The 25391-nt window shown below is 44.1% G+C and carries 26 protein-coding genes; 19 read left to right on the forward strand and 7 right to left on the reverse strand.

Annotation, left to right across the window (positions count from 1 at the left end; translation table 11 throughout):
- Positions 1-59 precede the first annotated feature (59 nt).
- On the reverse strand, positions 60-1409 hold the full coding sequence (locus tag ACFQU8_RS13300) for an aspartate kinase (protein ID WP_382361166.1): 1350 nt from the start codon (positions 1407-1409) through the stop codon (positions 60-62).
- A 32-nt stretch (positions 1410-1441) separates the two neighbouring features.
- Positions 1442-1672 (reverse strand): DUF2627 domain-containing protein, encoded by a 231-nt coding sequence (locus tag ACFQU8_RS13305; RefSeq protein ID WP_382361170.1) that lies wholly within the window; start codon positions 1670-1672, stop codon positions 1442-1444.
- 360 nt (positions 1673-2032) lie between these two features.
- Between ACFQU8_RS13305 and ACFQU8_RS13310 the strand changes: the two genes are divergently transcribed.
- From ACFQU8_RS13310 to ACFQU8_RS13340, 7 genes are all read left to right on the forward strand, one after another.
- The gene (locus ACFQU8_RS13310) at positions 2033-3133 is read left to right on the forward strand and encodes a Leu/Phe/Val dehydrogenase (protein WP_382361173.1); all 1101 of its coding nucleotides are present in this window, start codon (positions 2033-2035) and stop codon (positions 3131-3133) included.
- A gap of 119 nt (positions 3134-3252) precedes the next feature.
- Positions 3253-4674, forward strand: a complete 1422-nt coding sequence (gene lpdA, locus ACFQU8_RS13315; protein WP_382361175.1) for a dihydrolipoyl dehydrogenase — start codon at positions 3253-3255, stop codon at positions 4672-4674.
- Positions 4675-4694: 20 nt separating this feature from the next.
- Complete coding sequence (locus ACFQU8_RS13320) at positions 4695-5690, forward strand: thiamine pyrophosphate-dependent dehydrogenase E1 component subunit alpha (RefSeq protein WP_382361178.1); 996 nt, start codon at positions 4695-4697, stop codon at positions 5688-5690.
- A gap of 11 nt (positions 5691-5701) precedes the next feature.
- A complete protein-coding gene (locus ACFQU8_RS13325) occupies positions 5702-6685 on the forward strand; it encodes an alpha-ketoacid dehydrogenase subunit beta (protein WP_382361181.1) in 984 nt (327 codons plus the stop codon).
- Positions 6686-6710: 25 nt separating this feature from the next.
- A complete protein-coding gene (locus ACFQU8_RS13330; protein ID WP_382361184.1) occupies positions 6711-7973 on the forward strand; it encodes a dihydrolipoamide acetyltransferase family protein in 1263 nt (420 codons plus the stop codon).
- A gap of 146 nt (positions 7974-8119) precedes the next feature.
- Positions 8120-8551 (forward strand): BrxA/BrxB family bacilliredoxin, encoded by a 432-nt coding sequence (locus ACFQU8_RS13335; protein WP_382361187.1) that lies wholly within the window; start codon positions 8120-8122, stop codon positions 8549-8551.
- A 92-nt stretch (positions 8552-8643) separates the two neighbouring features.
- Positions 8644-9627, forward strand: coding sequence for an aromatic acid exporter family protein (locus ACFQU8_RS13340; protein ID WP_382361190.1), 984 nt, complete (start codon positions 8644-8646; stop codon positions 9625-9627).
- A gap of 105 nt (positions 9628-9732) precedes the next feature.
- Here ACFQU8_RS13340 and prli42 read toward each other — a convergent pair whose 3' ends face one another.
- A complete protein-coding gene (gene prli42 / locus ACFQU8_RS13345) occupies positions 9733-9846 on the reverse strand; it encodes a stressosome-associated protein Prli42 (RefSeq protein WP_382361193.1) in 114 nt (37 codons plus the stop codon).
- A 293-nt stretch (positions 9847-10139) separates the two neighbouring features.
- On the opposite strand from prli42, the gene ACFQU8_RS13350 reads away from it, so the two are divergent.
- Together ACFQU8_RS13350 and ACFQU8_RS13355 are read left to right on the forward strand one after the other, a co-directional pair.
- Positions 10140-11267 carry a M20/M25/M40 family metallo-hydrolase gene (locus tag ACFQU8_RS13350; RefSeq protein WP_382361196.1) on the forward strand — a complete coding sequence of 376 codons (1128 nt, stop codon included), beginning with the start codon at positions 10140-10142 and terminating at the stop codon, positions 11265-11267.
- A gap of 88 nt (positions 11268-11355) precedes the next feature.
- Complete coding sequence (locus ACFQU8_RS13355; protein ID WP_382361199.1) at positions 11356-12600, forward strand: DNA polymerase IV; 1245 nt, start codon at positions 11356-11358, stop codon at positions 12598-12600.
- A gap of 44 nt (positions 12601-12644) precedes the next feature.
- Here the strand turns inward: ACFQU8_RS13355 and rnz are convergent, their stop codons facing one another.
- Both rnz and ACFQU8_RS13365 read right to left on the reverse strand, forming a co-directional pair.
- Positions 12645-13568, reverse strand: a complete 924-nt coding sequence (gene rnz / locus ACFQU8_RS13360) for a ribonuclease Z (protein ID WP_382361202.1) — start codon at positions 13566-13568, stop codon at positions 12645-12647.
- Positions 13568-13753, reverse strand: a complete 186-nt coding sequence (locus ACFQU8_RS13365; protein WP_382361205.1) for an oxidoreductase — start codon at positions 13751-13753, stop codon at positions 13568-13570. Before ACFQU8_RS13365 ends, rnz begins: the two co-directional genes overlap by 1 nt.
- A gap of 292 nt (positions 13754-14045) precedes the next feature.
- On the opposite strand from ACFQU8_RS13365, the gene ACFQU8_RS13370 reads away from it, so the two are divergent.
- Positions 14046-15008, forward strand: coding sequence for an MBL fold metallo-hydrolase (locus tag ACFQU8_RS13370; protein ID WP_382361208.1), 963 nt, complete (start codon positions 14046-14048; stop codon positions 15006-15008).
- A gap of 74 nt (positions 15009-15082) precedes the next feature.
- Here the strand turns inward: ACFQU8_RS13370 and ACFQU8_RS13375 are convergent, their stop codons facing one another.
- Entirely contained in the window at positions 15083-16333 is a 1251-nt protein-coding gene (locus tag ACFQU8_RS13375; RefSeq protein ID WP_382361211.1) for a DNA polymerase IV, read from the reverse strand.
- Between the two features lie 179 nt (positions 16334-16512).
- Positions 16513-17427, reverse strand: coding sequence for an aldo/keto reductase (locus ACFQU8_RS13380; protein ID WP_382361213.1), 915 nt, complete (start codon positions 17425-17427; stop codon positions 16513-16515).
- A gap of 117 nt (positions 17428-17544) precedes the next feature.
- Between ACFQU8_RS13380 and ACFQU8_RS13385 the strand changes: the two genes are divergently transcribed.
- From ACFQU8_RS13385 to ACFQU8_RS13425, 9 genes are all read left to right on the forward strand, one after another.
- Positions 17545-18090: an NUDIX hydrolase gene (locus ACFQU8_RS13385; RefSeq protein ID WP_382361214.1), complete on the forward strand. Its 546-nt coding sequence runs from the start codon at positions 17545-17547 to the stop codon at positions 18088-18090.
- 3 nt (positions 18091-18093) lie between these two features.
- Positions 18094-19266: an endonuclease Q family protein gene (locus ACFQU8_RS13390; RefSeq protein WP_382361216.1), complete on the forward strand. Its 1173-nt coding sequence runs from the start codon at positions 18094-18096 to the stop codon at positions 19264-19266.
- 87 nt (positions 19267-19353) lie between these two features.
- Positions 19354-20001 carry a stage II sporulation protein M gene (spoIIM, locus tag ACFQU8_RS13395; protein ID WP_382361218.1) on the forward strand — a complete coding sequence of 216 codons (648 nt, stop codon included), beginning with the start codon at positions 19354-19356 and terminating at the stop codon, positions 19999-20001.
- 99 nt (positions 20002-20100) lie between these two features.
- Positions 20101-20559, forward strand: a complete 459-nt coding sequence (gene fur, locus ACFQU8_RS13400) for a ferric iron uptake transcriptional regulator (RefSeq protein WP_382361221.1) — start codon at positions 20101-20103, stop codon at positions 20557-20559.
- A gap of 149 nt (positions 20560-20708) precedes the next feature.
- Positions 20709-20981 carry a DUF4227 family protein gene (locus tag ACFQU8_RS13405; protein ID WP_382361224.1) on the forward strand — a complete coding sequence of 91 codons (273 nt, stop codon included), beginning with the start codon at positions 20709-20711 and terminating at the stop codon, positions 20979-20981.
- A 5-nt stretch (positions 20982-20986) separates the two neighbouring features.
- The gene (gene xerD, locus ACFQU8_RS13410) at positions 20987-21880 is read left to right on the forward strand and encodes a site-specific tyrosine recombinase XerD (protein ID WP_382361701.1); all 894 of its coding nucleotides are present in this window, start codon (positions 20987-20989) and stop codon (positions 21878-21880) included.
- A 144-nt stretch (positions 21881-22024) separates the two neighbouring features.
- Positions 22025-23203 carry a phosphopentomutase gene (deoB, locus tag ACFQU8_RS13415; RefSeq protein WP_382361227.1) on the forward strand — a complete coding sequence of 393 codons (1179 nt, stop codon included), beginning with the start codon at positions 22025-22027 and terminating at the stop codon, positions 23201-23203.
- 25 nt (positions 23204-23228) lie between these two features.
- Positions 23229-24044, forward strand: coding sequence for a purine-nucleoside phosphorylase (locus ACFQU8_RS13420; protein ID WP_382361704.1), 816 nt, complete (start codon positions 23229-23231; stop codon positions 24042-24044).
- An 8-nt stretch (positions 24045-24052) separates the two neighbouring features.
- Positions 24053-25360, forward strand: a complete 1308-nt coding sequence (locus ACFQU8_RS13425; RefSeq protein ID WP_382361230.1) for a pyrimidine-nucleoside phosphorylase — start codon at positions 24053-24055, stop codon at positions 25358-25360.
- Positions 25361-25391 lie beyond the last annotated feature (31 nt).

Genomic DNA, 25391 nt, shown 5'->3' on the forward strand with positions numbered 1-25391 from the left:
TTATCAAATAATAATGCCAAGTTGATAAGGAAAGGCGTTTTCTGTGATCTGGCTGCCAGTTAATTAAAAAATTTATTGTACAACGCTTTTATAGCTTTATGAAGCTTATCTTTACGTATTCCAAACATAACCGATACTTCAGATGATCCCTGGTTGATCATCTCAATACTGATATTGGCATCAGCAAATGCTGCTGTTGATTTTTCGGCAATTCCGACAGCACTCATCATCCCTTCGCCAACCACCATAACCATCGCAAAGCCATAATCGATTGAGATGGTATCCGGATTCAACTCCTCATGAATTCGGTTGATGACGCTGAGCTCTTTTTCCGCCGTCAGCTCATCATCCCTTATAATAACGGACATATTGTCAATTCCGGATGGTGCATGTTCAAATGAAATGCCTTCGTCTTCGAGGATTTGCAGCAAGCGCCGTCCAAAACCGAGTTCACGGTTCATTAAATACTTACTGACATATAAATTGGAAAAGCCAGTATCACTGGCAATGCCGACAACACCTCTTGATTCTTCATTTTTATTAGAAACGATCATTGTACCTGCACTTTCTGGATTGTTGGTATTTTTAATACAAACCGGTATTTCCGCCTGAAAGGCAGGCATGAGTGCTTCATCATGAAAAACACCAAACCCGGAATATGACAGCTCACGCATCTCTTTATAGGTCAATGTCGTTACTTTTTCGGGGTTTGGGATGATTCTCGGATCAACAACATAAACAGAATCAACATCGGTGAAATTTTCGTATAGATCAGCTTGGACCCCTGCTGCCACAATGGAACCGGTGATATCTGATCCGCCTCTGGAAAATGTCATCAGTTTACCATCCGTTGTAAAGCCAAAAAAGCCAGGTATAACCATAATGCCCTTCTGTTCTCGCATTTCGTATAGTGTTTTGTAGCTGTCTGGTAATATTTGAGCGTTTCCCGGCTCATTACTGACAATAATACCAGCTTCTTCTGGATTAACATATTGCGCATTTAAACCAATGGTATTTAAATACCTGCTGACGATTTTAGCACAGCTGTCCTCACCAATGGATTTTAAAATATCCGTTTTTCTTTGCTGATCAGCTGTTTCAACGCTTGCTGCAGTGTCAATGGCTTCACTAATTTCTGTAAGAATCTCATTAGAAATATCAAGCTCATGGACGATCTTAGCAAAACGTTCTATAATTTTATCTGAAATGCTCTTGTATTCTTTCGTATTAAATTCAACATAACTTAATTCAATTAAACGATCTGTGATCTTTGTATCCGTATCAAATTGTTTGCCAGGAGCGGAAACAACGACAAATTTACGTTCTGTGTCTTCTGCAACGATCGATCCTGCTTTTTTTATTTGTTCACTGCTGGCTACAGAACTGCCCCCAAATTTAGCTACTTTCATGTGACATCTCCCCGTTTAGGCTAATCTCATATTTAGTCATTTTTTTTCGCTTGCTCCCGTTTTTTTCGGTCGCGATGGACGATGAAGCCGCCGACAAATGCAACTCCTCCAAGAAATAACAGCAGGCCGACAACAAACTGAACGTCTGTATGTACAAAAATCGGATAAAATTCGCTGAACAACGCATCACGCATCAGCTTAATACCATAAGCTGAAACAATGCCTGGAATGAGCAGCATCAGAACTGCGATAATACGAATCATAGTTTGTTCTCCTTTTATGCATCTAAGGCCAAACCTTTTTAATTTGTATAAACAGACTCCTCTCAGTATAGCAAAAGTTAGGTAAAATATGAACTGTCTGACTAACTTTTCAGGATAAATATCATTTGTTAGTATAACAGATTGTCTGGTTGCAATATGTTTCAGGATTTGGTACTTTAAAATAAAGCGCTTTCAAAATGAACAGTCGGCGTTAACTTTGGTTAAATATAAGGTTGAGGGATGCATGTCAAAAGTAAAATGGTTGGAACTGGTGTTCATATGCGATATAGTACTATTATGACATATGCATCTGTCAGCAGTTGGTTCTAATACTCAGATAGAAGGCAGGGAGATGCAAGGATGGAACTATTGAATTCTATGGAAACAGATGATTATGAACAACTCGTTTTTTGCCAGGATAAAAATTCAGGGCTGAAAGCAATTATTGCTATACATGATACAACACTTGGGCCGGCACTCGGCGGTACACGTATGTGGACATATAATTCTGAAGAAGAAGCTATAGATGATGCACTGAGACTGGCCAGGGGAATGACATATAAAAATGCTGCGGCAGGTTTGAATCTGGGCGGCGGTAAAGCCGTTATTATTGGTGATCCGAATAAAGATAAAAATCCAGAAATGTTTCGTGCTTTTGGCCGTTATATTGAAAGCTTGCATGGTCGTTTTATTACAGCTGAGGATGTGGGAACAACAGTCGAGGATATGGATCTGATACATGTGGAAACAGATTATGTAGCAGGTTTGTCGCCTGAGGAATCAGGTTCTTCAGGTAATCCGTCCCCTATTACCGGTTATGGGCTTTATACAGGTATGAAAGCAGCAGCAATGGAGGCATTTGCTGATGACTCTTTGAAAGGACGGACAGTTGCTGTTCAAGGGGCCGGCAATGTAGCTTATGCTTTAAGTGATTATTTGCATCAGGAAGGTGCCCGCATCATTGTGACAGATATTAATGAACAGGCTGTTCAGCGAGTGGTTGACGATTTTGGTGCTGAAGCGGTTGCGCCTGATGACATTTACAGTGTAGACTGTGATATTTTTGCTCCGTGTGCGTTGGGTGGCGTACTCAATGATGAAACGATACCGCAGCTAAAAGCAAAGGCAATTGCAGGATCTGCCAACAACCAGCTTAAGGCGGATGCGCATGGTGATAAACTGCACGAGATGGGTATTGTTTATACGCCTGATTTCATTCTCAACTCTGGCGGTGTCATTAATGTGTCAGATGAGTTGAATGGCTACAATGAAAAGCGGGCGATGAAAAAGGTCGGAGCCATTTATGATAATTTATTGCAAGTGTTTTCGATAGCAAGACGTGACAATATACCAACTTATGCTGCTGCCGATCGCATGGCAGAAGAACGCATTCAATCATTGCATGCATCACGCAGTCAATTTTTAACGACTGATAAGAATATCCTGAGCAGACGCAATTAATCATTGGAAAACAGTTGCTTCCACTGGAACATTTTAATTGTCATTTAACGAAGCAACAGCTTATGATGCAGGAAGAGAAGGAAACGCCAGCAATACAATGTGAGAGGGGTTTATCGGTCATGTCAGAAGAATACGATCTCATAATCCTTGGAGGCGGCACTGGTGGCTATGTGGCAGCTATTCGTGCATCGCAGCTGGATATGCGGGTTGCCGTTGTCGAAAAAGGTGAGCTGGGCGGAACGTGTTTGCATCGCGGCTGTATTCCGTCCAAGTCCTTGCTCCAAAGTGCTGAGATCTTCAGACAAACGAAAGAAGCAGGCGAATTTGGAATAGATACAACGAATGTTACACTTAATTTCGCCAAAGTTCAGGAACGAAAAAATCGGGTTGTAGACAGCTTGTACCAGGGCGTAAAAGGTTTGATGAAAAAAGGTAAAATTGATGTATACGAGGGACTGGGCAGAATTTTGGGACCAAGTATTTTCTCGCCAATGCCTGGTACGATATCCGTTGAGTATGCCGATGGCAGTGAGAATACAATGCTTACAGCACAAAATGTTCTGATAGCAACTGGTTCCGAGCCAAGGTCACTCCCAGGCCTGGAAATCGATGGCCAATATGTGCTGACGTCCGACGAAGCTTTGCAAATGGAGGCTCTACCATCATCAATTATTATTGTTGGCGGCGGTGTGATCGGAATTGAATGGGCATCGATGCTCGCCGACTTTGATGTTGACGTGACAGTTATCGAGTATCTGGAACACATTTTGCCAACAGAAGATGAAGCAATCGCTAACGAAACCGAGAAACAGCTCGGGAAAAAAGGCGTTCGGTTTGTAAAAGAGGCCCAAGTGCTTCCAGAGACATTGCAAACAGATGGGCATGTTACGATTGATGCTTATCTAAATGATGCACAAGAAACGTTTTCGGCTGATAAGATGCTCGTATCTGTTGGGCGTTCAGCTAATACATCGGACATTGGACTGCAAAACACCGGTATAACAACCAGCAATGGTGTTATCGACACAAATGATGTTTATCAGACGAAGGATTCACATATTTATGCCATCGGGGATGTTATCGGTGGCATGCAGCTGGCTCATGCTGCCTCGCATGAAGGCATCGTTGCTGTCGAACATATGGCAGATAAAGACCCATTGCCGCTTGTCTATAACAATATCCCATCATGTATTTATGCTGACCCGGAAGCTGCAAGTGTTGGTTTAACGGAAAAACAAGCACAGGAACAGGGATATGATGTAAGAGTAGGCAAGTTTCCCTTCAGTGCCGTCGGAAAAGCGCTGATACACGGGGAATCAGAGGGGTTTGTCAAATTGATTGCTGATTCAAGTATGAATGATTTACTCGGGGTGCATATGATTGGTCCGCGTGTTACGGACATGATATCTGAGGCTGGTCTGGCCAAGGTGCTGGACGCAACGCCTTGGGAAATCGGCCAAAGTGTTCATCCGCATCCGTCCCTGTCTGAAATTGTAGGCGAAGCTGCATTGGCCGTTGATGGCAAGCAAATTCATGGATAATGGTACGAGGAGGAAAAACAATGGCAAAGAATCGCCACGAATCGTTAGGTTTAACAGATGAACAGGCAGTTGATATGTATCGGCATATGCTTTTAGCCCGCAGACTTGATGAGCGAATGTGGCTGTTAAACCGCGCTGGAAAAATTCCGTTTGTTATCTCATGTCAAGGTCAGGAGGCTTCACAGATTGGTGCTTCATTCGCATTCGACAGGACTAAAGATTATGTTTTACCCTATTATCGGGATTTGGGGATAGTCCTTGCATTTGGCATGACACCTAAAGAATTAATGCTGTCAGCGTTTGCTAAAGCAGATGATCCTAATTCGGGTGGCCGGCAGATGCCAAGTCATTTTGGACAAAAGGAAAACCGGATTGTGACTCAGTCATCTCCTGTAACAACACAAGTGCCGCATGCAGTCGGGATTGCTCTTGCCGCTAAAATGGATGACGAAACGTTTGCTTCATTTGTCACATTGGGAGAAGGTTCTACTAACCAGGGTGACTTCCATGAGGGTCTTAATTTCGCTGGTGTACATAAATTGCCGGTGATTACAATGGTGGAAAACAATCAATATGCCATTTCGGTTCCGCTCGATAAACAGTATGCCAGTGAGAATATATCCGCCCGTGCAGCAAGCTATGGGATGCCGGGCGTAACGGTTAACGGCAATGATCCTCTGGCGGTTTATGATGAAGTGAAAAAAGCGCGGGAACAGGCCGTTAATGGTGAAGGTCCAACATTAATCGAAACCCTGTCGTATCGTTTCACGGCACATTCCAGTGATGACGATGACAGTCAATACCGGGAAAGTTCGGAAGTCGAAGAAGCTAAAAAGAACGATGCGCTCATTTCGTATGCTGCTTATTTAAAAGAATCGGGTGCTATGAGCGATGAAACCGAACAGAAAATCAGCACTGAAATAGATAGCATCGTAAATGAAGCAACCGACTATGCGGAAAAAGCAGATTATCCTGAACCGGCGTCAGCACATAAATATGTCTATGAGGAAGTGTAGGGGGGAAACGAATGCCAGTCATGTCTTATATTCAGGCGGTGACCACCGCTTTGCATGAAGAAATGAAACGTGATGATAACGTCTTTATTATGGGTGAGGATGTTGGTAAAAAAGGGGGCGTGTTTGGAGCAACTCAGGGACTGTATAACGATTTTGGCAATCAGCGGGTACTTGATACGCCCCTGGCTGAATCAGCTATCGCTGGTGTCGGTATCGGAGCAGCTATGTATGGCAAGCGTCCTGTTGCAGAAATGCAATTTGCTGATTTTATGCTGCCGGCTGTTAATCAGATTATTTCAGAAGCAGCTAAAACACGCTATCGCTCCAATAATGATTGGCATGTGCCCATGACTATCCGCGCACCTTATGGCGGTGGTATAAACGGAGCCTTATATCATTCACAATCGCTTGAATCGATCTTTGCTAATCAGCCTGGTCTGAAGATTGTTGTGCCCTCGACACCATACGATGTTAAAGGGCTTTTAAAAGCGTCTATCCGTGACAATGATCCAGTGCTTTTCTTCGAGCACAAAAAAGCCTATCGTCTGTTAAAAAATGAGGTGCCGGATGATGATTATGTTCTGCCCATAGGCAAGGCTGATGTAAAACGTGAAGGTTCTGATATTACTGTGATCACATATGGCTTGTCTGTGCATTTTGCAATGCAGGCTGCTGAAAAGCTGGATGAAGAAGGTATCAGCACACATATTCTCGATTTGCGGACTGTCTACCCGCTTGATCAGGAAGCGATTATCCAGGCAGCAGCCGCAACCGGCAAAGTGCTATTGATTACTGAAGACAATAAAGAAGGCAGTATTATTGGTGAAGTGGCCGCCATTATCGCTGAGAACTGCCTGTTTGATCTCGATGCGCCGGTTCAGCGGCTGGCTGGAGCAGAGATACCGGCCATGCCCTTCTCACCAAAGCTGGAGAAATATTTCATGATGAATCCGGATAGGGTCGAAAAAGCTATTCGTGAACTGGCTGAATTTTAACCAGGATAAGAAGGAGCGATTTTGAATGGCAACCGAAAAAATTAACATGCCACAGCTTGGTGAAAGCGTGACTGAAGGTACAATCAGCTCGTGGCTGATTAGTTCAGGAGATCATGTCAACAAATATGACCCAATTGCAGAAGTGATGACGGATAAAGTCAACGCTGAAGTTCCATCATTGTTCACAGGTGTTATTCAAGAGCTTAGTGTTCAGGAAGGTGACACCCTTCAAGTCGGTGAACTTATGGGCTATATTGAAACTGAGGATACTTCGGATGAAGAGGCTGCTGTTTCTTCCGGGCAAGCAGAAGAAAAACAGGGATCATCTGAAGAATCTGCCGGCGATCAGTCAATGAAAAAACGCTACTCGCCTGCTGTCCTTAAGCTTGCACAAGAACATAACATTGATTTGGAGCAAGTAAGCGGTTCTGGCCGGAGTGGACGTATTACTCGAAAGGATATTGAACAGTTGATTGCATCGGGTAAGAAGCCGGAACAAACAGCAACCGGCAAAGATACCGAAGCATCCAGTTCCGCCCAAGTGCAACAGCCAGAACAGGCGGCTGCACAAAAACGGCCAACGCAGTCAGGTGATTCGACTATACCTGTTACTGGGGTCAGAAAAGCCATTGCACAGAATATGGCACGTTCCGCTCAGGAGATACCCCATGCCTGGATGGCTGTTGAAGCGGATGTGACTGAATTAGTGCGCTACCGGGATCAGGTGAAGGATAACTTCAAACAGAATGAGGGCTTCAATCTTACGTATTTTGCTTTTTTTGTCAAAGCTGTAGCTCAGGCACTGAAGGAATACCCACAGCTAAACAGTTCATGGGCAGATGATCAAATTATCCAGCATCGCGATATAAACCTTTCAATAGCGGTTGCCAAGGATGATGAATTGTTTGTACCAGTCATCAAACAAGCGGATGAAAAAAGCATTAAAGGTATTGCAAGAGATATAACTGATCTTGCAAATCGTGCACGCACGGGGCAGCTAACGTCTGAAGATATGCAGGGCGGTACATTTACAGTTAATAACACGGGTGCTTTTGGGTCTGTTCAGTCGATGGGCATTATTAACCCGCCTCAGGCTGCGATATTGCAAGTAGAATCGATTGTTAAACGGCCGGTCATGATTGGGGATATGTTTGCCGCTCGTGATATGGTCAACTTATGCTTGTCTCTTGACCACCGCGTGCTCGATGGATTGATTGTGGGCCAATTCCTGGCGCGTGTGAAGGAAATTGTGCAAAATATAAGCTCTGAAACAACCAGTTTATATTAAGTGATTCAGTGTGCTGGTCTTCTGGTACCAGAAGACGAAGCATTCCAACAGGCCGTCAAGCTTTATGCGTTGAACTCACGGGACAAAATTGATAGGATAAATTTAGATTCAATTAAGATAATACTTAAAAGGGGATAGATGATCATATGGATTTCGATCTGTTCATGAACGATGTCGTAAATGTCGCCCGGGAAGACGTCCGCGACGCTGGATACAAGGAACTGACAACATCTGACTCTGTCGATGAGGCCTTGAACCGCGAAGGCTCCACGCTGGTCATGGTGAATTCAACATGCGGCTGTGCCGGTGGTGTTGCACGACCTGCAGCAGCAAATGCGATTCATTATGATAAGCGGCCCGATCATCTGGTAACCGTTTTCGCTGGACAGGATCAAGAAGCAACTGAAAAAGCGCGGGAGTATTTTGAAGGGTATCCGCCTTCGTCACCATCTTTTGCGTTTCTCAAGAATGGTGAGCTCGTTACAATGCTTGAGCGCTCTGACATAGAAGGTTATAGTGCTATGGATGTCGTCAGCAAACTACAGCAAGTATTTGATGAGCATTGCAGTGAGATATAAACGTATAAGATCATATAAGGCTGTCTCAATTGAAATGGGTCAGCCTTATTTTGTTTTAAGGTCAGTCTGAGCATACCAGGAGGGGAATCAAGGTGAAAATTGGCTCCCGTACGATTAAGACAGCAATTGGTACACCAATTTCTATCTCGTTAGCGCAGCTTTTTGGGCTTTCAAATTTCATCTCGGCAGGCATATTAACAATTCTGTGCATCCAGTCTTCCCGGAAACGGTCAGTTATGACGGCATGGCAGCGTTTTTTGGCTTGTGTGGTGGCTGCTGTACTTTCTGTTCTTTTCTTTGAATTGTTCGGGTATAACCCTATTGCTGTCGGTGCTATGCTCGTTTGTTTTATTCCGGTGCTCGTTTGGCTGAAGGTGACCCCGGGAATTGGAACAAGTTCAGTTATTATTTTAAATTTGTATGGGGCCCAGCATTTATCGGTGACATTTTTGGTTGATCAGTTTTTTGTCATTATTGTTGGTATTGGCGTCGCGTTGCTTGTGAATCTTTATATGCCAAGTATGGATAAACAGCTTAAAAAGAAACAGGACGAACTGGAGCATTATTTCCAGACTATCTTAAATGAAATTGCGCTGTACATACGGAATAAAAATGAAAACTGGGATGGCAAGGAACTGCAGCAGTCTGAAGATTTGCTGGAAGATGCTATGGAACTGGTACTGTTCGACAAAGAAAATCATTTGTTGCGTGCGCATCACCCCTACTACGATTATTTTAAGATGCGGCAAAAGCAGCTGGAATTATTACAAAGGATGCTCCCCCTCGTCAGTCGTCTGCCGGATCAATATACGATTTCCTTTAAAGTCTCCGGATTTTTTGAACAGCTCGCGGAAGCTGTTCACCCCGGAAATACGGCTGTTGTGTATCTCAATGAACTGGAGGGTTTACGGCAGATATTTGATCAGCAGCCCTTACCGACAACGCAGAAAGAATTTGAAACACGGGCTAACTTGTATCAATTACTTCATGAAATAGAAGATTATCTATTAGTTAAGAAGCGGTTTAAAGAGAGTGATGTTAATGAAGCCCAAGGGCATAAAAAAAGACCGGGTTAACGTGAATGCCAGTCTTTAAACGGCCGATGGTATCGTGTTGTCAGTAGTAATCTAAACCGTACCTCGGCCATTTTTATGCCAGTGCGGAAGATAAGACATTTGTTATTATATGAACATTGACAGTCCCATTGTTAACGTTGAAACAAACATGGCCAGAATCATAAGATAGACAACAACTTTTATTCTGCGTTCTCGTTTGGACTTTTTTCCTGCAGCCATTATAATGCCTCCTTCTTTAATCCGTCTCTTAATTAATATTCTAACTTTAATTATGCAACAGAACAAGGGCTGTGATATAATTTATAGGTGTTTAAAACCAGGGGTCTACCTATAAACTGTCTGTGATCGTATGAAGGGCAGTTGTTTTTGCGAATTCTTTCGCCACAGATTGTGTCATATAATTAATAAACAGCCGGCAGCTTCGCAGATACTTGAATCATTAAACTTTTGAATCCAGCATAATACAAACAAGCATCACGGTTATCGTCTATAATGTTAGCAGGAGGCAAATTATGATATCTATAAACCAGGAGAGATTAATCAGCACGTTTTTTGAACTGGTACAAATTGATTCAGAAACAAAACAGGAAAGAGAAATAGCTGATAAGTTAATTCAAAAATTCAGCGATTTGGGGTTGGACGTTACAGAAGATAACAGTCAGGAAACAACTGGCCATGGTGCTGGCAATCTGAGCTGTATTTTGCAAGGCAGCCTCAGTAACGCAGATCCCATATACTTCACATCGCATATGGATACAGTCGTTCCAGGCAAGGATGTTAAACCCGCCATCAAGGATGGTTATATTGTCTCGGATGGAACGACTGTTCTTGGATCAGATGATAAGGCGGGGCTGGCAGCTATCTTAGAAACCATTCGCACACTGCAGGAAAAAGACATCCCGCATGGAGATATACAATTTATCATTACGGCTGGAGAAGAATCTGGGCTGGTTGGTGCTAAAGCACTGGATAAATCACTTATTCAGGCAGATTATGGCTATGCGATTGACAGCAATGGTCCGGTCGGCGATATTGTTGTGACAGCCCCGACGCAGGCTAAGCTGTTTGCTGTTATGAAAGGAAAGACAGCACATGCCGGACTTGCACCAGAGGAAGGTGTCTCAGCGATTACACTGGCAGCCAAAGCTGTTGCCAAAATGTCGCTTGGCCGGATTGATGAGGAAACGACAGCTAATATCGGCCGGTTTGAAGGCGGAAAGCAAACCAATATTGTAGCTGACCGCGTTGATGTGGTAGCTGAGGCCCGTTCTCTCAGTACGGAAAAAATGGATAAGCAAGTTAATGCTATGAAGGAAGCATTCGAAACCGCTGCTGAACAATATGGCGGCAGTGCCGAAGTGGATGTGCAAGTGATGTATCCAGGTTATCATCAAGAGTCTGAGGATAAGGTCGTTGATACAGCCAAAAAAGCTGCCGAAGCAGTTGGGCGCGACAGCCACCTTAAAGAGAGTGGCGGCGGCAGTGATGCAAACGTCATAGCCGGACTGGGCATCCCAACTGTTAATCTTGCTGTTGGCTATGAGGCGATCCATACAACTGATGAACGGATTCCTGTTAATGAGCTTGTGAAAATCACAGAAATGCTAACGGCGATTATACAGGAAACGGCCAAACGATAGTCAGTTTGCCTGCTAAGAGAATAAAACATCTTCTTTGGGGAATATGATATAATAACTATCGGAAACAGCTTTTAAAGGATGTCTTATGATGTCGCAATGGTCTCCAAAAAAAGGCAGGGTTATTTTTCATGTGGACATGAACTCATTTTATGCCTCAGTTGAAACAGCCTATAACCCAGAATTAAAGGGCAGGCCAGTGGCAATTGCGGGCAATCCTGAAGAACGCAAAGGCATTGTCGTAACAAGCAGTTACGAGGCACGGGCTAAAGGCGTCAAAACGACAATGCCGCTTGGACAGGCAAAGAAATTATGCCCGGAATTAATAGTCCTGCGTCCTAACTTTGACCGGTACCGGACAGCATCAAAGGAAATTTTTCAAATGCTTGCAGAGATAACACCCTATATCCAGCCAGTTTCGATTGATGAAGGGTATATGGATATAACCGGCACTGAACAGCATGGCAGTCCGGTTGAAGTTGCTCAGAACCTGCAGCAGCGAATTCACGATGAACTTGACTTGCCATGCAGTATTGGAATCGCCCCAAATAAGTTTCTGGCAAAAATGGCTTCAGATATGCAAAAGCCGATGGGTATCACGATTTTGCGCAAGCGGGATCTTCATGAAAAACTCTGGCCGCTCCCGATTGAAGAAATGCATGGTGTGGGTAGTAAAACGGCAGATAAACTTCGCAGCATCGATATTGCGACAATCGGTGATCTTGCTGCAAGTGACAGCTATCAATTGAAACAAATCTTCGGTATTAATGGTGAACGGCTGCAAAACAAAGCGAATGGAGCGGATATGAGTCCGGTTGATCCGGAAGCTGTTCATGAATTTAAAAGTATTGGCAGCTCCCAGACACTCGCTGAAGATACGACTGATGAAGCGGCAATCCGTAACCTTATGCATGAGCTGGCTGAAAATGTTGAGAGACGTATGAAACGCAAGCAGGCTGTAGGGAAGAGTGTGCAAATTACGATTCGTTATCATGATCGGCAGACGATAACCCGAAGTCAGAAGCTGCCTCAATTTATTGAGCACAAAGAAGATATTTTACACGTCGTTAATGAGTTATTTCGAAAACATTGGAATTTGGAGCCGATCCGTTTGTTGGGTATTACGGTTCAGGATGTTGATGAGAAACAAAACATTGGTAAACAGCTGGATTTGTTCACATATGAGCAGGAAGCTGAAAATGAAACGTTGTATGAAGCGATTGACTACTTATCACAAAAGTATGGGAAAAATCCGTTTATACAGATGGCGTCTGAAAGGAAAGACGAGCCGCGGACAAGTTTCCAGAAAGATTTTCTCGATGATTATAAACATTAGCGCTCCTGCCGGTAAATCAAGCAGGAGCGCCTTTTTGATATGACTTATTTGGATTCAACATTTATCGACGTGAAATCGCCAGCCAGTTCTGTATTCGGGAAAATGGTTCGCGCTTCATCGAGCAGCTGCTGATCATCACCTTGCTGATAGCGGGAGGAGACGTGTGTCAGTACAAGTTTTCCGACCTTGGCTTGGTGGGCAAGATCCGCAGCCTGTTTTGTTGTGGAATGAAAATAGGCTTGAGCAAGATCTGCCTTGTCGTCTCCGAATGTTGCTTCATGGACCAGTACATCAGAGTTCTGAACAAAGGCCTGATTTTGGCCTGATTCGCGTGTATCACCCAGAACTGTGAGCACTCGGCCTTTTTTATCGGGGCCAATAAATGATTGACGATGAATGATCTGCCCCTCTTCGGTCTGGACAGTTTCATGTTCTTTAATTTGCTGATATATCGGCCCTGGCTCAATTCCGGCCGCTTTTAATTTGTCAACGAGGAGTTTGCCAGGTTTATCACTTTCCGTAATCCGAAAACCGTAGCTTGGAAGATTGTGATCCAAAAGTTTGCAGGTAACCTGGAACTGTTCATCCTTGAAAACATCACCCTCTGTGAATTCAACAATCGAAAGCGGATAAGTAAGTGTCGTTCCACTTGATGCGAGGCTTGTTTCAATATATTCCCTGATTCCCCGGGGGCCATAGACGGTTAAACGATCGTTGCCTCCTTGAAATGATCGGCTGCTCAAAAAACCCGGTAAGCCAAAAATATGGTCTCCATGCAAATGTGTAATGAAAACTTTTCTGATTTTCCCCGGTTTAATCGATGTGTGCAGAATCTGATGCTGGGTCGCTTCACCACAATCAAACAGCCAGATGCTGTTTTGTTCCTGCAGCAGTTTTAAAGCAATGGCAGATACATTCCGCTCTTTGGAAGGAACACCAGACCCTGTGCCAAGAAAAACGAGTTCCATTATTTCCAGCCCCGTTCATACTGTTTTGGCCCAGAAATGGCTGCACGGAAGATATAATGCGTCATGTGAAATGGCGTGATTTTTCCGCCCTGATCTGCACAGGAATACATGCACATTGAAGACATGGCAATCCGGTTTTTAAGTTCAACATTGTTAAATGTAATAGGTGAAAAAAGTTTCGTCACGTTAATTCCTCCTGAGTGATGACACTGAAATGCCTGTTAAGAGCTGATAGTGCCGCTTCAGCTTATACAGTCTGACAACCGACGTCGTTCTTATTTAAGAAACGTAACGTTTATTTTATTATATCTTAACGCAATGTTAACTATAAGCGTTCACCCTGTTCCCATTCAAGGATTTAGTTTTTTATGAAAGCCGTGACCTGGTCCGGCTCCTAATCGATGTGTGACTTTTTCTGGCAAACAGGCTATAATGACAGCATGACTGAATCATCATTCATCACTTGGAGGCCTGATTATGAAAATACTTGATAATACGCTCAGTCAGCTGACGATCCCTACGCCATTTCCGGTCGGTGATGTCCATGTTTACTTGCTTAAAGGTGATAAACTGTCACTCATCGATGCCGGTGTTAAAACCAAAGAGGGGTGGGAAGCCCTTAAAACGCAGCTTCATCAGTTAGGGTATGCACCTGAAGATATTGAACAAATTATTTTAACACATCATCATCCGGATCATATAGGCTTAATCGAGCAATTTCCGCGTGCTGAAACGCTGGCAGCCCACCGGAATACCGGGGTCTATTTATCACGTGATGAAGCGTACTTTGCGAAGCATGAGGCTTTTTTTAAACAGCTTTTTGTGGCTTGTGGCGTTCCTGAAGAATTGACAGTCCATTCGGGTGAATTGAGCGGAACGATGCAATTTGCCGGGAAAGGGGAGCTGACAATGACACTCGATGAAGGTGATACGCTTCCTGGTCATCATGACTGGCACGTCATTGAAACAAAAGGTCATGCACAAAGCCATTTATCGTTTTTCCGTGAAAGTGACGGGGCCTTTATCGGAGGTGATCATTTGCTGCATCATATTTCCCCAAATCCAATGCTTGAAGCTCCAATTGCGAGTGACGTGCGTCCTCAGCCTTTGCTGCAGTATCGTTCTAACCTGCTGAAGTGCCAGTCGCTCGGGATTCAAACGGTGTATCCTGGACACGGGGACATCTTTTCAGATGTGAGCACTATTATTCCTGTCCATTTGCAGAATCAGGAGCAGCGGGCAGCGCGTGTTTATCACTTGTTGCAGGAAAAGGCCCAAACACCATTTGCTCTATCTCAGCAGCTTTTTCCGAACAAATATACAAAACAGCTAAGTCTGACGATGTCTGAGACGATTGGCCAGCTGGATTACCTTGAAGACAGAGGATTGGTCACCAGGGTGCTGACAGACGGTATCTATCATTATCATCTTGTTCCCTGATAGAAAGAGCACATTCAGTGCTGCAGCATATATCAGAAAACAGTAAGACATTGCGGTAATGAGTTGGTTCTCTTTCACGCCTGGTGCCCGCCGATTTTCCCGCTGCGTTCGATCGTGATCCCAGCGTTCGTGTAGCTGGCTGCCCTGAGAATGGCGGTGGGACCGTATTTCGCGCGAATAGCATCCATAACATAGCCAATGTCTTTTTTCTTTGACTTATCAGCAAAAAGGTTTAATTGTGTTTCGCCGTCTTCGTACAGATTACCAAGCGTTACATAGACATGTCGTATGCTGCTTATGCCATCGTAAAACGCATGAAAAAGCTGCATGCAGACGTGATAGACGTCCATCGTGATATTGGTGGGTATACTAACAGACCGTGACCGGCTGAATCCGCCGTGTGTTTCTTTAGCGTATGTGATGCCTAAGTGAATGGTTTTACCAGCCTGCTGTTTATTTCGTGCCCGCCGGCATACTTCCTCGCATAAATCGAGAATACATGTCGCCGCCTCGTCACCTGTGTAATCACGCAGCAGGGAGATGCCTTGTCCGAAGCTTTTTTGATCTGTTTTGGTAAATTGGCTGAACACCGGACTCAAATCAATTCCCCAAGCATGCCAGTAAAGCTGTTCACCCATGATACCAAAACGTTTGGTCAGCTGCTTCAGAGGAAAATGGGCCAGCTGTCCGAGTGTTACAATGCCCATCCGGTTTAAATGCTGCTGCATTCGTCTGCCAATCCCCCACACGTCCTGCACCGGAAATGGCCACAATTTTTCTTGAATATCCTCATAGGTGCATTCCGCGATACCATGCCTTTTAGCATGCAGATCCATAACAACTTTAGCCAGGAACTTATTATCGCCTATTCCGATAGAGCAGGTCATCCCGAAGTGTTCTAAAATATCGTGTTTAATACGCCTGGCAATTTGCCACCGGCCGCCGAATAATTGATCCATCCCGTTAACGGTTATCCAGACTTCGTCAACGGAATATTGATGAATGGCTTCTTTCGGTGCATACTGCTGAATAAGCTTGGTGATTTCCAGTGATACCTGCAAATAATCAGCCATATGCGCCGGCGCAATGATTATGTCAGGATCGTCAGGCAGTTCAAAAAAACGGCTGACATTGCTTATGCCATGCTTTTGCTTCAGTGGCGGCGAGGCGGCAAGAACGATGCTTCCAGATCGGTTGACATCACCGACTACAGCGAGTGGCACAGTCATAGGATCAAGTCCTCGTTTAACCGCTTCAATGCTTGCATAAAAGGAGCGGATATCAATACAGAGCACATCATTTCTCGAATAATGGCTATAATCCATGCAAGGTCACCTCATTAAAAGGAACGTTTGTTCTCTATTGTATATCAGCTTGCTGACTTTAAGCAATGGCAATTCATAACAGACAACCGACTTTCTTGAAATGACGGTTGTCATAACACATTAAAAAGCGGCATCGACTTATATATCAGATGCCGCCTTTTTAATGTGTTATACGATTATTACTGACGATGATTGGTATACTGAATAGCTTTTGTTTTATTTTGTATCGTTTGGTATGTATCGTCCGTCAATACCGGAGAAACGGCTGTATTGTCGTCAACTTGTTCGACGGAACTGGCACCAAATACAGCACTCGCAACAGCGGGGTGCTTCAGTACATAGCTTAATGCAAGACTATTCAGTGAGTCACTCGTTTTGATGTTTTCCAGCGTCTGATGAATAGTGGTCAGCTCTTCATAAGAATAATCGAGAAAACCGTTTTGTCCCTTCTTCCTGATCTGTTCGTCTGCACGGTTGCTGAGCATGCCTTTGGCAAGTGGCCCCCGTGCCAGGACACTAATATCGTTTTCATTCAGCAGGTTCAGCAGTTCCTCTTCTGGACGGCGGTCCAGTAAATTATACTGCATCATGACCGCATCCATGTTGGCACGCTGCACATATTCGCGGATAACATTTGGGCGAATTGAGGAAATACCGTAAGCCCTGATCAAACCTTCTTTTTTAAGATTTTCAAACGCTTGAATGGTTTCATCTATCGGATCATCGATTTTACCGCCATGCAGCATATAGAAATCGATATAATCTGTCCCGAGACGGTGCAAACTATCTTTAAGGCCTTGTTCAATGTGTTTTTGCGATGGGTCCCAGAACCAGTCCTCTTTTGCTTGATCAAAGTTATTACCGACTTTTGTTGTTAAAATAATCTGTTCCCGTTTATTTTTAATAGCTTCACCGACTATCTCTTCGTTACGCCCAAAACCGTATAAATCGGCTGTATCAAGATGATTAATGCCGGCATCAAGAGCCCGGTCAATAATTCCTTTTGCTTTCTGACTGTCTGTTCCAAGTGACATGCAGCCCAGCGTCAGTTCTGATACATAAATCCCTGATTGTCCCAGCTGATTCTTTTTCATGATAAGACCTCCATTGAGCTCTGGTTATGTCTATTGTAAGAGAAGGGGCCTGGCAAGTACAATGATTAACTATATGATAAAATAGAAACGATCGTTACGAGAAGGTGGGCGGTATTTATGAAAAAATTTATGGAAACAACCACACAATCTGAAACCATATATGACGGCCGGATTGTGAAAGTTCAAGTGGACGATGTGATGCTTCCGGACGGAAAAACATCCAAACGGGAACTGATTAAGCATGCGGGTGCTGTAGGTATCATTCCGGTAACAAAGGCTAACAAAATCGTGTTTGTTGAACAGTTCCGAAAGCCATTGGAAAAATCGCTGGTGGAAATTCCGGCCGGAAAGCTGGAGAAGGGAGAAGAACCGTCCGTAACAGCATTGCGTGAATTAGAGGAAGAGACAGGTTATACAGTGAACACCCCGAGGTTTATAACGTCGTTTTACACCTCACCCGGTTTCGCTGATGAAATGATGTATCTGTATTTAGCGGAGGATCTGGAACCTGTGGATTATCCGGCTGCCGGTGATGAAGATGAATTTATCGAAATACTTGAGCTGACGCTTGATGAGGCGAAACAGTATGTTAGGGAGCAGCGGATCCATGATGCGAAAACGAACTACGCCATACTATACTTGGAAACACTTGAAAGGATGTAGGCAGTGCTGAAGTCATTTTTTGCAGATATGCATATTCATATTGGACGGGATGTGGACAACCATCCCGTAAAAATTACCGGGGCGAAAACATTAACGCTGACCAATATTTTAAAAGAAACAAGCCGGAACAAAGGCATCCATATGGCTGGCGTGATTGACAGCCATGCGCCCGCTGTCCAGCAGGAAATAAAGGACCTTATACAAGCAGGTCATGCACGGGAACTGGCAGATGGCGGTATTCGTTTTGAAAATGCAACGCTCATACTTGGTTCGGAAATCGAGGTGTACGATGACAATTGTCAGGGCCCTATTCATGTTCTGTGCTTTCTTCCGTCACTGGCTGACATGGAGCATTTTTCTGAGTGGCTGTCATCGAACATGAAAAATATCACGTTAAGTTCCCAGCGGTATTACGGCACGGCAAAAGAGCTGCAGTATAAGGTGAAAGAACTGAACGGCTTATTTATCCCTGCCCATGTGTTCACGCCTTTTAAGAGCACGTATGGGAAAGGTGTGCATCGCTCATTGACAGAAGTCTTTGATCCAGACTTGATCGATGGCATTGAACTGGGACTCAGCTCGGATACGTCAATGGCTGATCAAATCAGTGAATTGCATAACTATCCATTTGTATCCAACTCTGATGCTCATTCACTGCCGAAGATTGCCAGAGAGTATCAGGAAGTCTTAATGGAGGAGCCGTCATTCAAAGAATTTGCCTGGAGTCTGCACAATGTCGAAGGGCGGCAGATAAGCAGAAATTTTGGCATGAATCCATACTTGGGGAAATATCATACGACCGTCTGCAGTCAGTGTCTAACCCCATTGGTCGCGGATGCCGGGAGATGTCCCAGCTGTGGATCAGCTAAACTAGTGAAAGGTGTGTCAGACCGGATTCAGGAGCTGGCCAGTACTGCTGAAGTTAAGCGGGAGCGTCCGCCTTACCTGTACCAGGTGCCATTGGAGTATTTGCCAAAACTTGGGCCGAAAACATTCAGGACCTTGCTGGATCATTTTCAGACGGAAATGAATGTGATTCACTATGCCTCTTTTGCTGAGCTGACCGAAATTATACCAGAAAAACTAGCAACTGCTATTATTGATATGAGAGAAGGGAGATTATCAATTAAAGCCGGCGGGGGCGGTCAATACGGGCGTATCACCTCATCATCCTGAATCGCTGAAAAATAAAATGGTATGTTTGTCCAGAATTCTTCATAGTTTTTACTAGAGGCCAACTAATAAGAACGATGGAGGATTCCGATGTATAACAAACGCGCACTTATCATGAATCACGTACGAGAACATGCTACCATTTATATGTTTATGACCATCTTGTTCTTAACAGGGGTCATTTTTGGAGCTATCATTGTAAACAGCATGAACTTTGTGCAAAAACAGGATTTATTCTTCTACCTCGAACGTTTTTTTGGCGGCATAGCAGATGGAGAACAAATCGGCAGTCATGAAATATGGAAAAGCAGTTTTTTTTATCATGTGAAATATCTCTTGTTATTATTTGTTTTAGGTCTCTCAGTTATTGGGCTCCCCGTTGTCTGGATTTTACTGTTTTTAAAAGGGCTTGTCGTCGGTTTTTCTGTCGGGTTTATTGTCAATCAGCTGGGCATGGGCAGCGGTCTTCTTTTATCATCACTTTCAATAGCACCCCAGAACTTACTCGTTATACCAGTTTATATTGTTGCCGGCAGTTTATCCATGCTGTTTTCGCTGACCTTATTACGAAAGCTTTTCTCACGGACCATATCACAGCCTGTGCTGCAGCCCTTAGGCAAATATACAATTGTTTTCGCTTCATTGCTGGTGATTTCTATGGCCGCAGCGGCTTTAGAAGCTTATGTAGCGAATGGCGCTATGGAATTGTTAATCAAATCCCTTTATAATAGTCAATGAATATTATATAATAACAGTTATTAATAGTGAATTATAATGATTTTATTTTGACATCTTTTATGTGCGGTCCTATAATTGGCGAAAGGGAGGAGAGTCGCCATGGAACACCGGCTGGAACAGATAAAAAAACAACTCCATGCGCAAAGCTATAAGCTTACACCGCAGCGGGAAGCCACTGTACGGGTGCTTTTGGAGCGTGAGACGGATCATCTCAGTGCCGAAGACGTGTATCTTCTTGTTAAAGAAAAGGCACCTGAAATAGGTCTGGCAACTGTTTACCGGACACTGGAATTATTATCAGAACTGAAAATTGTTGATAGAATCAATTTTGGTGATGGTGTTTCCCGTTATGATCTTCGTAAAGAAGGGGCTGAACATTTTCATCATCATCTTGTTTGCACGGAATGCGGAGCGGTTGAGGAAATTACAGATGACTTACTGGGAGACGTGGAAAAGCTGGTGGAAAATCACTGGCATTTTCAAGTAAAGGATCATCGGCTGACATTTCACGGTATCTGTAAACATTGTCAGGAGACAGCCATTGAATCAACAAGTTAAACGAACAAACATGACCTTTTCTGCACAGGAAAAGGTTTTTTGTCTATAGTGCGATAATCGATTGAATCTCACATTTGGCCGTCTACTGTTTTTGAAGCATTTACTTTTCGTGTGTAATCGGTTATTTTGGTATTAGCCTCGCAGTTCCTATGTATAGTGTCATTCTTCTGCTGCATATCTTGTTTACTGGATATGTAAAAGAGGTGACACACGTGAGGCAATTAATCTGGGATATAGTCAAGGTATTTATTATTTTCACAATCTGCACATTCTTTTTTTACTTTAGTTTGCACTATATGCATACTGAATATGAGCAGATTCACCGGTATGATCCTCCAGAGGGTCCATCTGTCAAAGTTTTGAAGATGGATGACAGAAGTTTTATTGATCGGCTGAATTTATTTCTGCGATTAGGGGAGTAATGACAATGCTGGAGCCCGCATTTGATGATTTTCTCCATTATTTACTTGTGGAACGGGGTGTATCTGATAATACGTTAACATCCTATCAGCGGGATTTGAAAAATTATAAAACGTACGTGGAAAAAGTAAGCCGGAAATCAGAATGGAATGATATTGGACGCTCCGATATTATTGGCTTTTTGTATAAATTGAAGGATGATGGCAAATCATCCGCCACCATTGCCAGGGCTATTTCGTCAATCCGGGCATTCCATCATTTTCTCATTCGGGAACAGCTGGTGGATCATGATGCAAGTCTACATATCGAGACACCGAAAAAGGAACGTAAACTGCCTGCTACTTTATCATCGGCTGATGTGGAAGCGCTATTAGCCATCAGCGGGCACACACCTCTGGCGATGCGGAATAAAGCGATGCTTGAATTAATGTACGCCACCGGATTGCGCGTAACGGAATTGGTATCTCTGGAAGTGAGCGACTTGCATTTAACAATGGGGTTTGTCCGGTGTATGGGGAAAGGGTCTAAAGAAAGGATTGTCCCGCTTGGAGATGTAGCCAAAAATGCTATGGATTATTATCTGCAGCACGGCAGAGGACATCTCGTCAAACGGGGGCAGGATCAGAATGCACTGTTTGTCAATCAACACGGCCGGCCGCTTTCACGACAGGGATTCTGGAAGATTTTAAAAGAAATTGCCCGAGATTCGGGTATTAAAAAACAAATTACGCCGCACACACTCAGGCATTCCTTTGCCACCCATTTACTGGAGAATGGGGCTGATTTACGGTCTGTTCAAGAAATGCTCGGTCATGCCGACATATCAACGACGCAAATATATACACATATAACAAAAGCCCGGCTCAAAGATATTTATCAGACTTATCATCCACGGGCGTAACGATTAACTGACGAAAGCTTAATAGACAAGTGGATCAAGACCAGGCAGTCGGACAGCTGATCTGTTTAACTAGATGTCAGACCTCATACAAGGGTTAACATATGACACATGAAATCGGGAAAACAATAGCAGGAGGTATAAAAAATGAAAGATTTTAAACGTATCTTTTTGATTGTTATGGATTCTGTTGGGATTGGTGAAGCGCCTGATGCCAAATCATTTAATGACGCTGGCGCCGATACGCTGGGCCATATTGCAGAACGGATGAACGGTCTGAATATGCCCAATATGGGCCAGTTAGGCTTAAGCAATATCCGGGAAATTCAAGGTGTTGAACAGGCGGAAAAGCCAAAAGCGCATTACACAAAAATGCAGGAGGATTCGAACGGCAAGGATACTATGACCGGTCACTGGGAGATTATGGGTTTGAACATCCAGAAACCATTCCGGACATTTCCAGATGGTTTTCCGGATGAGCTGATTAGTGATATTGAAGCTAAGACAGGCAGAAAAGTTATCGGCAATAAACCGGCCTCAGGGACGGCTATCATTGAAGAATTGGGCCAGGAACAGCTGAAGACAGGAGCACTCATTGTTTATACATCTGCTGATCCTGTTTTGCAGATTGCAGCACATGAAGACGTTGTTCCATTAGATGAATTGTATCAGATATGTGAGATCGTACGTGAACTCACTTTGGATGAAAAATATATGGTTGGCCGTGTTATTGCGCGTCCATTTGTTGGTGAACCTGGTCATTTCGAGCGAACAGCCAATCGCCATGATTACGCGCTGAAACCGTTTGGACGCACGGTTATGAATGAACTGGAAGAGGCGGATTATGATGTAGTCGCTCTGGGTAAAATATCGGATATTTATGACGGCGAAGGCATAACGAAAGCTATTCGCACTTCTGATAATGCGGACGGTATGACAAAATTAGTTGATTCGATGGCTGAGAATTTTACTGGATTAAACTTTTTGAATCTGGTTGATTTTGATGCCAAGTATGGCCATCGTCGCGACCCTGAGGGATACGGTCAGGCACTGGAAGCTTTTGATGAACGTTTGCCTGAAGTTCTAAACCGGCTAAACGAAGATGATTTGCTGATCATTACAGCTGATCACGGTAATGATCCGATTCATCACGGAACCGATCATACACGGGAGTATGTACCGCTTCTCATATACCATACAGGTATTGCATCCGGAAACGAATTGCCGCTGAGAAAGACATTTGCTGACATCGGAGCAACCGTAGCGGACAATTTCGCTATTAAGATGCCTGAACATGGAAAAAGTTTTCTCAATGATATCAAATAAGGAGATGTTCGCTGTGGATAAGACAATGATTAACGAAGCGGCTGACTATATTAGTGCACAGTTAACGGCGAAGCCCGCATTAGGTCTGATATTGGGCTCAGGACTTGGTGTATTGGCTGAGGAAATTGAAAATCCGGTAACCTTTTCCTACAAAGATATTCCGTATTTCCCGGAGTCAACGGTAGCCGGACATAAAGGGCAGCTCGTTGCCGGTGAGCTGGAAGGGCAAAGTGTTATAGCAATGCAGGGCCGCTTTCATTATTATGAAGGGTATTCCATGCAGGAAGTGACGTTTCCTGTACGTGTCATGAAGGAACTTGGTATTGATTCAGTCATCGTGACCAATGCATCAGGCGGCATTAACCAATCGTTTACGCCTGGTAATTTAATGCTGATCACAGATCATATCAATAATATGGGGGACAATCCATTAATTGGTCCAAATGACGCTGCTTTAGGTGAGCGTTTCCCTGACATGTCACAGGTATACGATGAAACATATCTGCAGCATGCAAAATCTTGCGCTGCTGACTTGGGCGTGACGATTCAGGAAGGTGTCTACGTCGGTAATACCGGACCAGTATATGAAACACCTGCTGAGGTTAAGATGCTGCGGACACTTGGCGGTGATGCTGTCGGTATGTCAACTGTACCTGAAGTTATTGCTTCAGGACATGCCGGACTGCGGGTATTAGGCATTTCCTGTATTTCCAATATGGCGGCCGGTATTCTTGACCAGCCGCTGACACATCAGGAAGTGATAGATACGACGGAACAAGTGCGGGACGAATTTCTCAAATTCATGAAAGAAATTATCCGTACACTACCAAATCAGGGTTAGGTGATACGATGCAAATGTATGATATTATTGAAAAAAAGCGTAATGGCCAAAGCTTAACCAGCGAAGAAATTCGGTTCTTTATCAATGGCTATACCGAGGGCGAGATTCCGGACTACCAAGTGAGTGCTCTATTAATGGCTGTCTTTCTCCAGGATATGACGGAAGCAGAGCGTGCGGAGCTAACCTCTGCTATGGTCGAATCCGGCGACCAGATGGATCTTTCGGCTATTAATGGGATCAAAGTTGACAAACACTCAACCGGCGGCGTTGGTGATACGACAACATTAATTCTTGCACCATTGGTAGCATCACTCGGGGCTCCGGTGGCCAAAATGAGCGGACGTGGTCTGGGACATACTGGGGGCACACTTGATAAACTGGAGGCTGTGCCAGGATTTCACGTGGAAGTATCCAGTGATGAATTTGTCAAGCTTGTGAATGAAAATAAACTCGCTGTCGTGGGTCAGACTGGTAATCTGGCACCGGCTGATAAAAAACTGTATAGCTTGCGGGATGTGACAGCCACAGTCAATTCGATTCCTCTGATTGCGAGTTCAATCATGAGTAAAAAAATTGCTTCCGGCAGCGATGCGATTGTTTTGGATGTTAAGACCGGAGATGGCGCTTTCATGAAAGAATTGAACGACGCCAGAGAATTAGCCCGGGCAATGGCCTCAATTGGCAACCGCGTAGGACGCAGCACAATGGCTGTTATTTCAGATATGAGCCAGCCGCTGGGGTATGCGGTTGGAAACGTGCTTGAGGTTGAAGAAGCTATTGAAACATTGCAGGGCAATGGGCCGGCGGATTTAACGGATTTGTGCCTTGAGCTCGGCAGTCAAATGGTCGTTTTGGCGAATAAAGCAGAAACCCTCGATGAGGCGAAAGAACGTCTGAAGGAAAACCTGTCAAATGGTAAAGCCTTAGAACAATTTAAACGTTTTGTGAGCTCGCAGGGTGGTGATGCCCATGCAGTGGATCATCCTGAATTGCTGCCGCAAGCAGCCCATAGAATCGAATTGCCTGCCAAACAATCCGGAACAGTCTCAGAGATTGTAGCAGACCAAATCGGCAAGGCTGCCATGATGCTTGGAGCAGGCAGAGCGACAAAAGAATCCGCGATAGATTTATCAGTTGGTATTGTGCTGAACAAGAAAATAGGTGATCACGTGGACGAAGGGGAGTCACTTTTAACCATTCATGCCAGCACACCCGAAGTTGAAGAGGTGAAAGACAAGCTGTATTCAACCATTTCCATAGCTTCAGGAACTGCTGAGGCACCATCCCTCATCTATGACACGATTACAGAATCATAATTTTTAAACGCATACTGAACAACAGTATGCG

It is taken from the genome of Lentibacillus kimchii (assembly GCF_042666895.1).
Lineage (GTDB): Bacteria > Bacillota > Bacilli > Bacillales > Amphibacillaceae > Lentibacillus > Lentibacillus kimchii.

Excerpts from the sequence above, each read along its gene's own strand:
- ACFQU8_RS13300 (WP_382361166.1), bottom strand. The coding sequence starts at position 1,409 with ATGAAAGTAGCTAAATTTGGGGGCAGTTCTGTAGCCAGCAGTGAACAA.
- ACFQU8_RS13305 (WP_382361170.1), bottom strand. The coding sequence starts at position 1,672 with ATGATTCGTATTATCGCAGTTCTGATGCTGCTCATTCCAGGCATTGTT.
- ACFQU8_RS13310 (WP_382361173.1), top strand. The coding sequence starts at position 2,033 with ATGGAACTATTGAATTCTATGGAAACAGATGATTATGAACAACTCGTT.
- lpdA (WP_382361175.1), top strand. The coding sequence starts at position 3,253 with ATGTCAGAAGAATACGATCTCATAATCCTTGGAGGCGGCACTGGTGGC.
- ACFQU8_RS13320 (WP_382361178.1), top strand. The coding sequence starts at position 4,695 with ATGGCAAAGAATCGCCACGAATCGTTAGGTTTAACAGATGAACAGGCA.
- ACFQU8_RS13325 (WP_382361181.1), top strand. The coding sequence starts at position 5,702 with ATGCCAGTCATGTCTTATATTCAGGCGGTGACCACCGCTTTGCATGAA.
- ACFQU8_RS13330 (WP_382361184.1), top strand. The coding sequence starts at position 6,711 with ATGGCAACCGAAAAAATTAACATGCCACAGCTTGGTGAAAGCGTGACT.
- ACFQU8_RS13335 (WP_382361187.1), top strand. The coding sequence starts at position 8,120 with ATGGATTTCGATCTGTTCATGAACGATGTCGTAAATGTCGCCCGGGAA.
- prli42 (WP_382361193.1), bottom strand. The coding sequence starts at position 9,846 with ATGGCTGCAGGAAAAAAGTCCAAACGAGAACGCAGAATAAAAGTTGTT.
- ACFQU8_RS13350 (WP_382361196.1), top strand. The coding sequence starts at position 10,140 with ATGATATCTATAAACCAGGAGAGATTAATCAGCACGTTTTTTGAACTG.
- ACFQU8_RS13355 (WP_382361199.1), top strand. The coding sequence starts at position 11,356 with ATGTCGCAATGGTCTCCAAAAAAAGGCAGGGTTATTTTTCATGTGGAC.
- rnz (WP_382361202.1), bottom strand. The coding sequence starts at position 13,568 with ATGGAACTCGTTTTTCTTGGCACAGGGTCTGGTGTTCCTTCCAAAGAG.
- ACFQU8_RS13370 (WP_382361208.1), top strand. The coding sequence starts at position 14,046 with ATGAAAATACTTGATAATACGCTCAGTCAGCTGACGATCCCTACGCCA.
- ACFQU8_RS13375 (WP_382361211.1), bottom strand. The coding sequence starts at position 16,333 with ATGGATTATAGCCATTATTCGAGAAATGATGTGCTCTGTATTGATATC.
- ACFQU8_RS13380 (WP_382361213.1), bottom strand. The coding sequence starts at position 17,427 with ATGAAAAAGAATCAGCTGGGACAATCAGGGATTTATGTATCAGAACTG.
- ACFQU8_RS13385 (WP_382361214.1), top strand. The coding sequence starts at position 17,545 with ATGAAAAAATTTATGGAAACAACCACACAATCTGAAACCATATATGAC.
- spoIIM (WP_382361218.1), top strand. The coding sequence starts at position 19,354 with ATGTATAACAAACGCGCACTTATCATGAATCACGTACGAGAACATGCT.
- fur (WP_382361221.1), top strand. The coding sequence starts at position 20,101 with ATGGAACACCGGCTGGAACAGATAAAAAAACAACTCCATGCGCAAAGC.
- ACFQU8_RS13405 (WP_382361224.1), top strand. The coding sequence starts at position 20,709 with ATGTATAGTGTCATTCTTCTGCTGCATATCTTGTTTACTGGATATGTA.
- xerD (WP_382361701.1), top strand. The coding sequence starts at position 20,987 with ATGCTGGAGCCCGCATTTGATGATTTTCTCCATTATTTACTTGTGGAA.
- deoB (WP_382361227.1), top strand. The coding sequence starts at position 22,025 with ATGAAAGATTTTAAACGTATCTTTTTGATTGTTATGGATTCTGTTGGG.
- ACFQU8_RS13420 (WP_382361704.1), top strand. The coding sequence starts at position 23,229 with ATGATTAACGAAGCGGCTGACTATATTAGTGCACAGTTAACGGCGAAG.
- ACFQU8_RS13425 (WP_382361230.1), top strand. The coding sequence starts at position 24,053 with ATGCAAATGTATGATATTATTGAAAAAAAGCGTAATGGCCAAAGCTTA.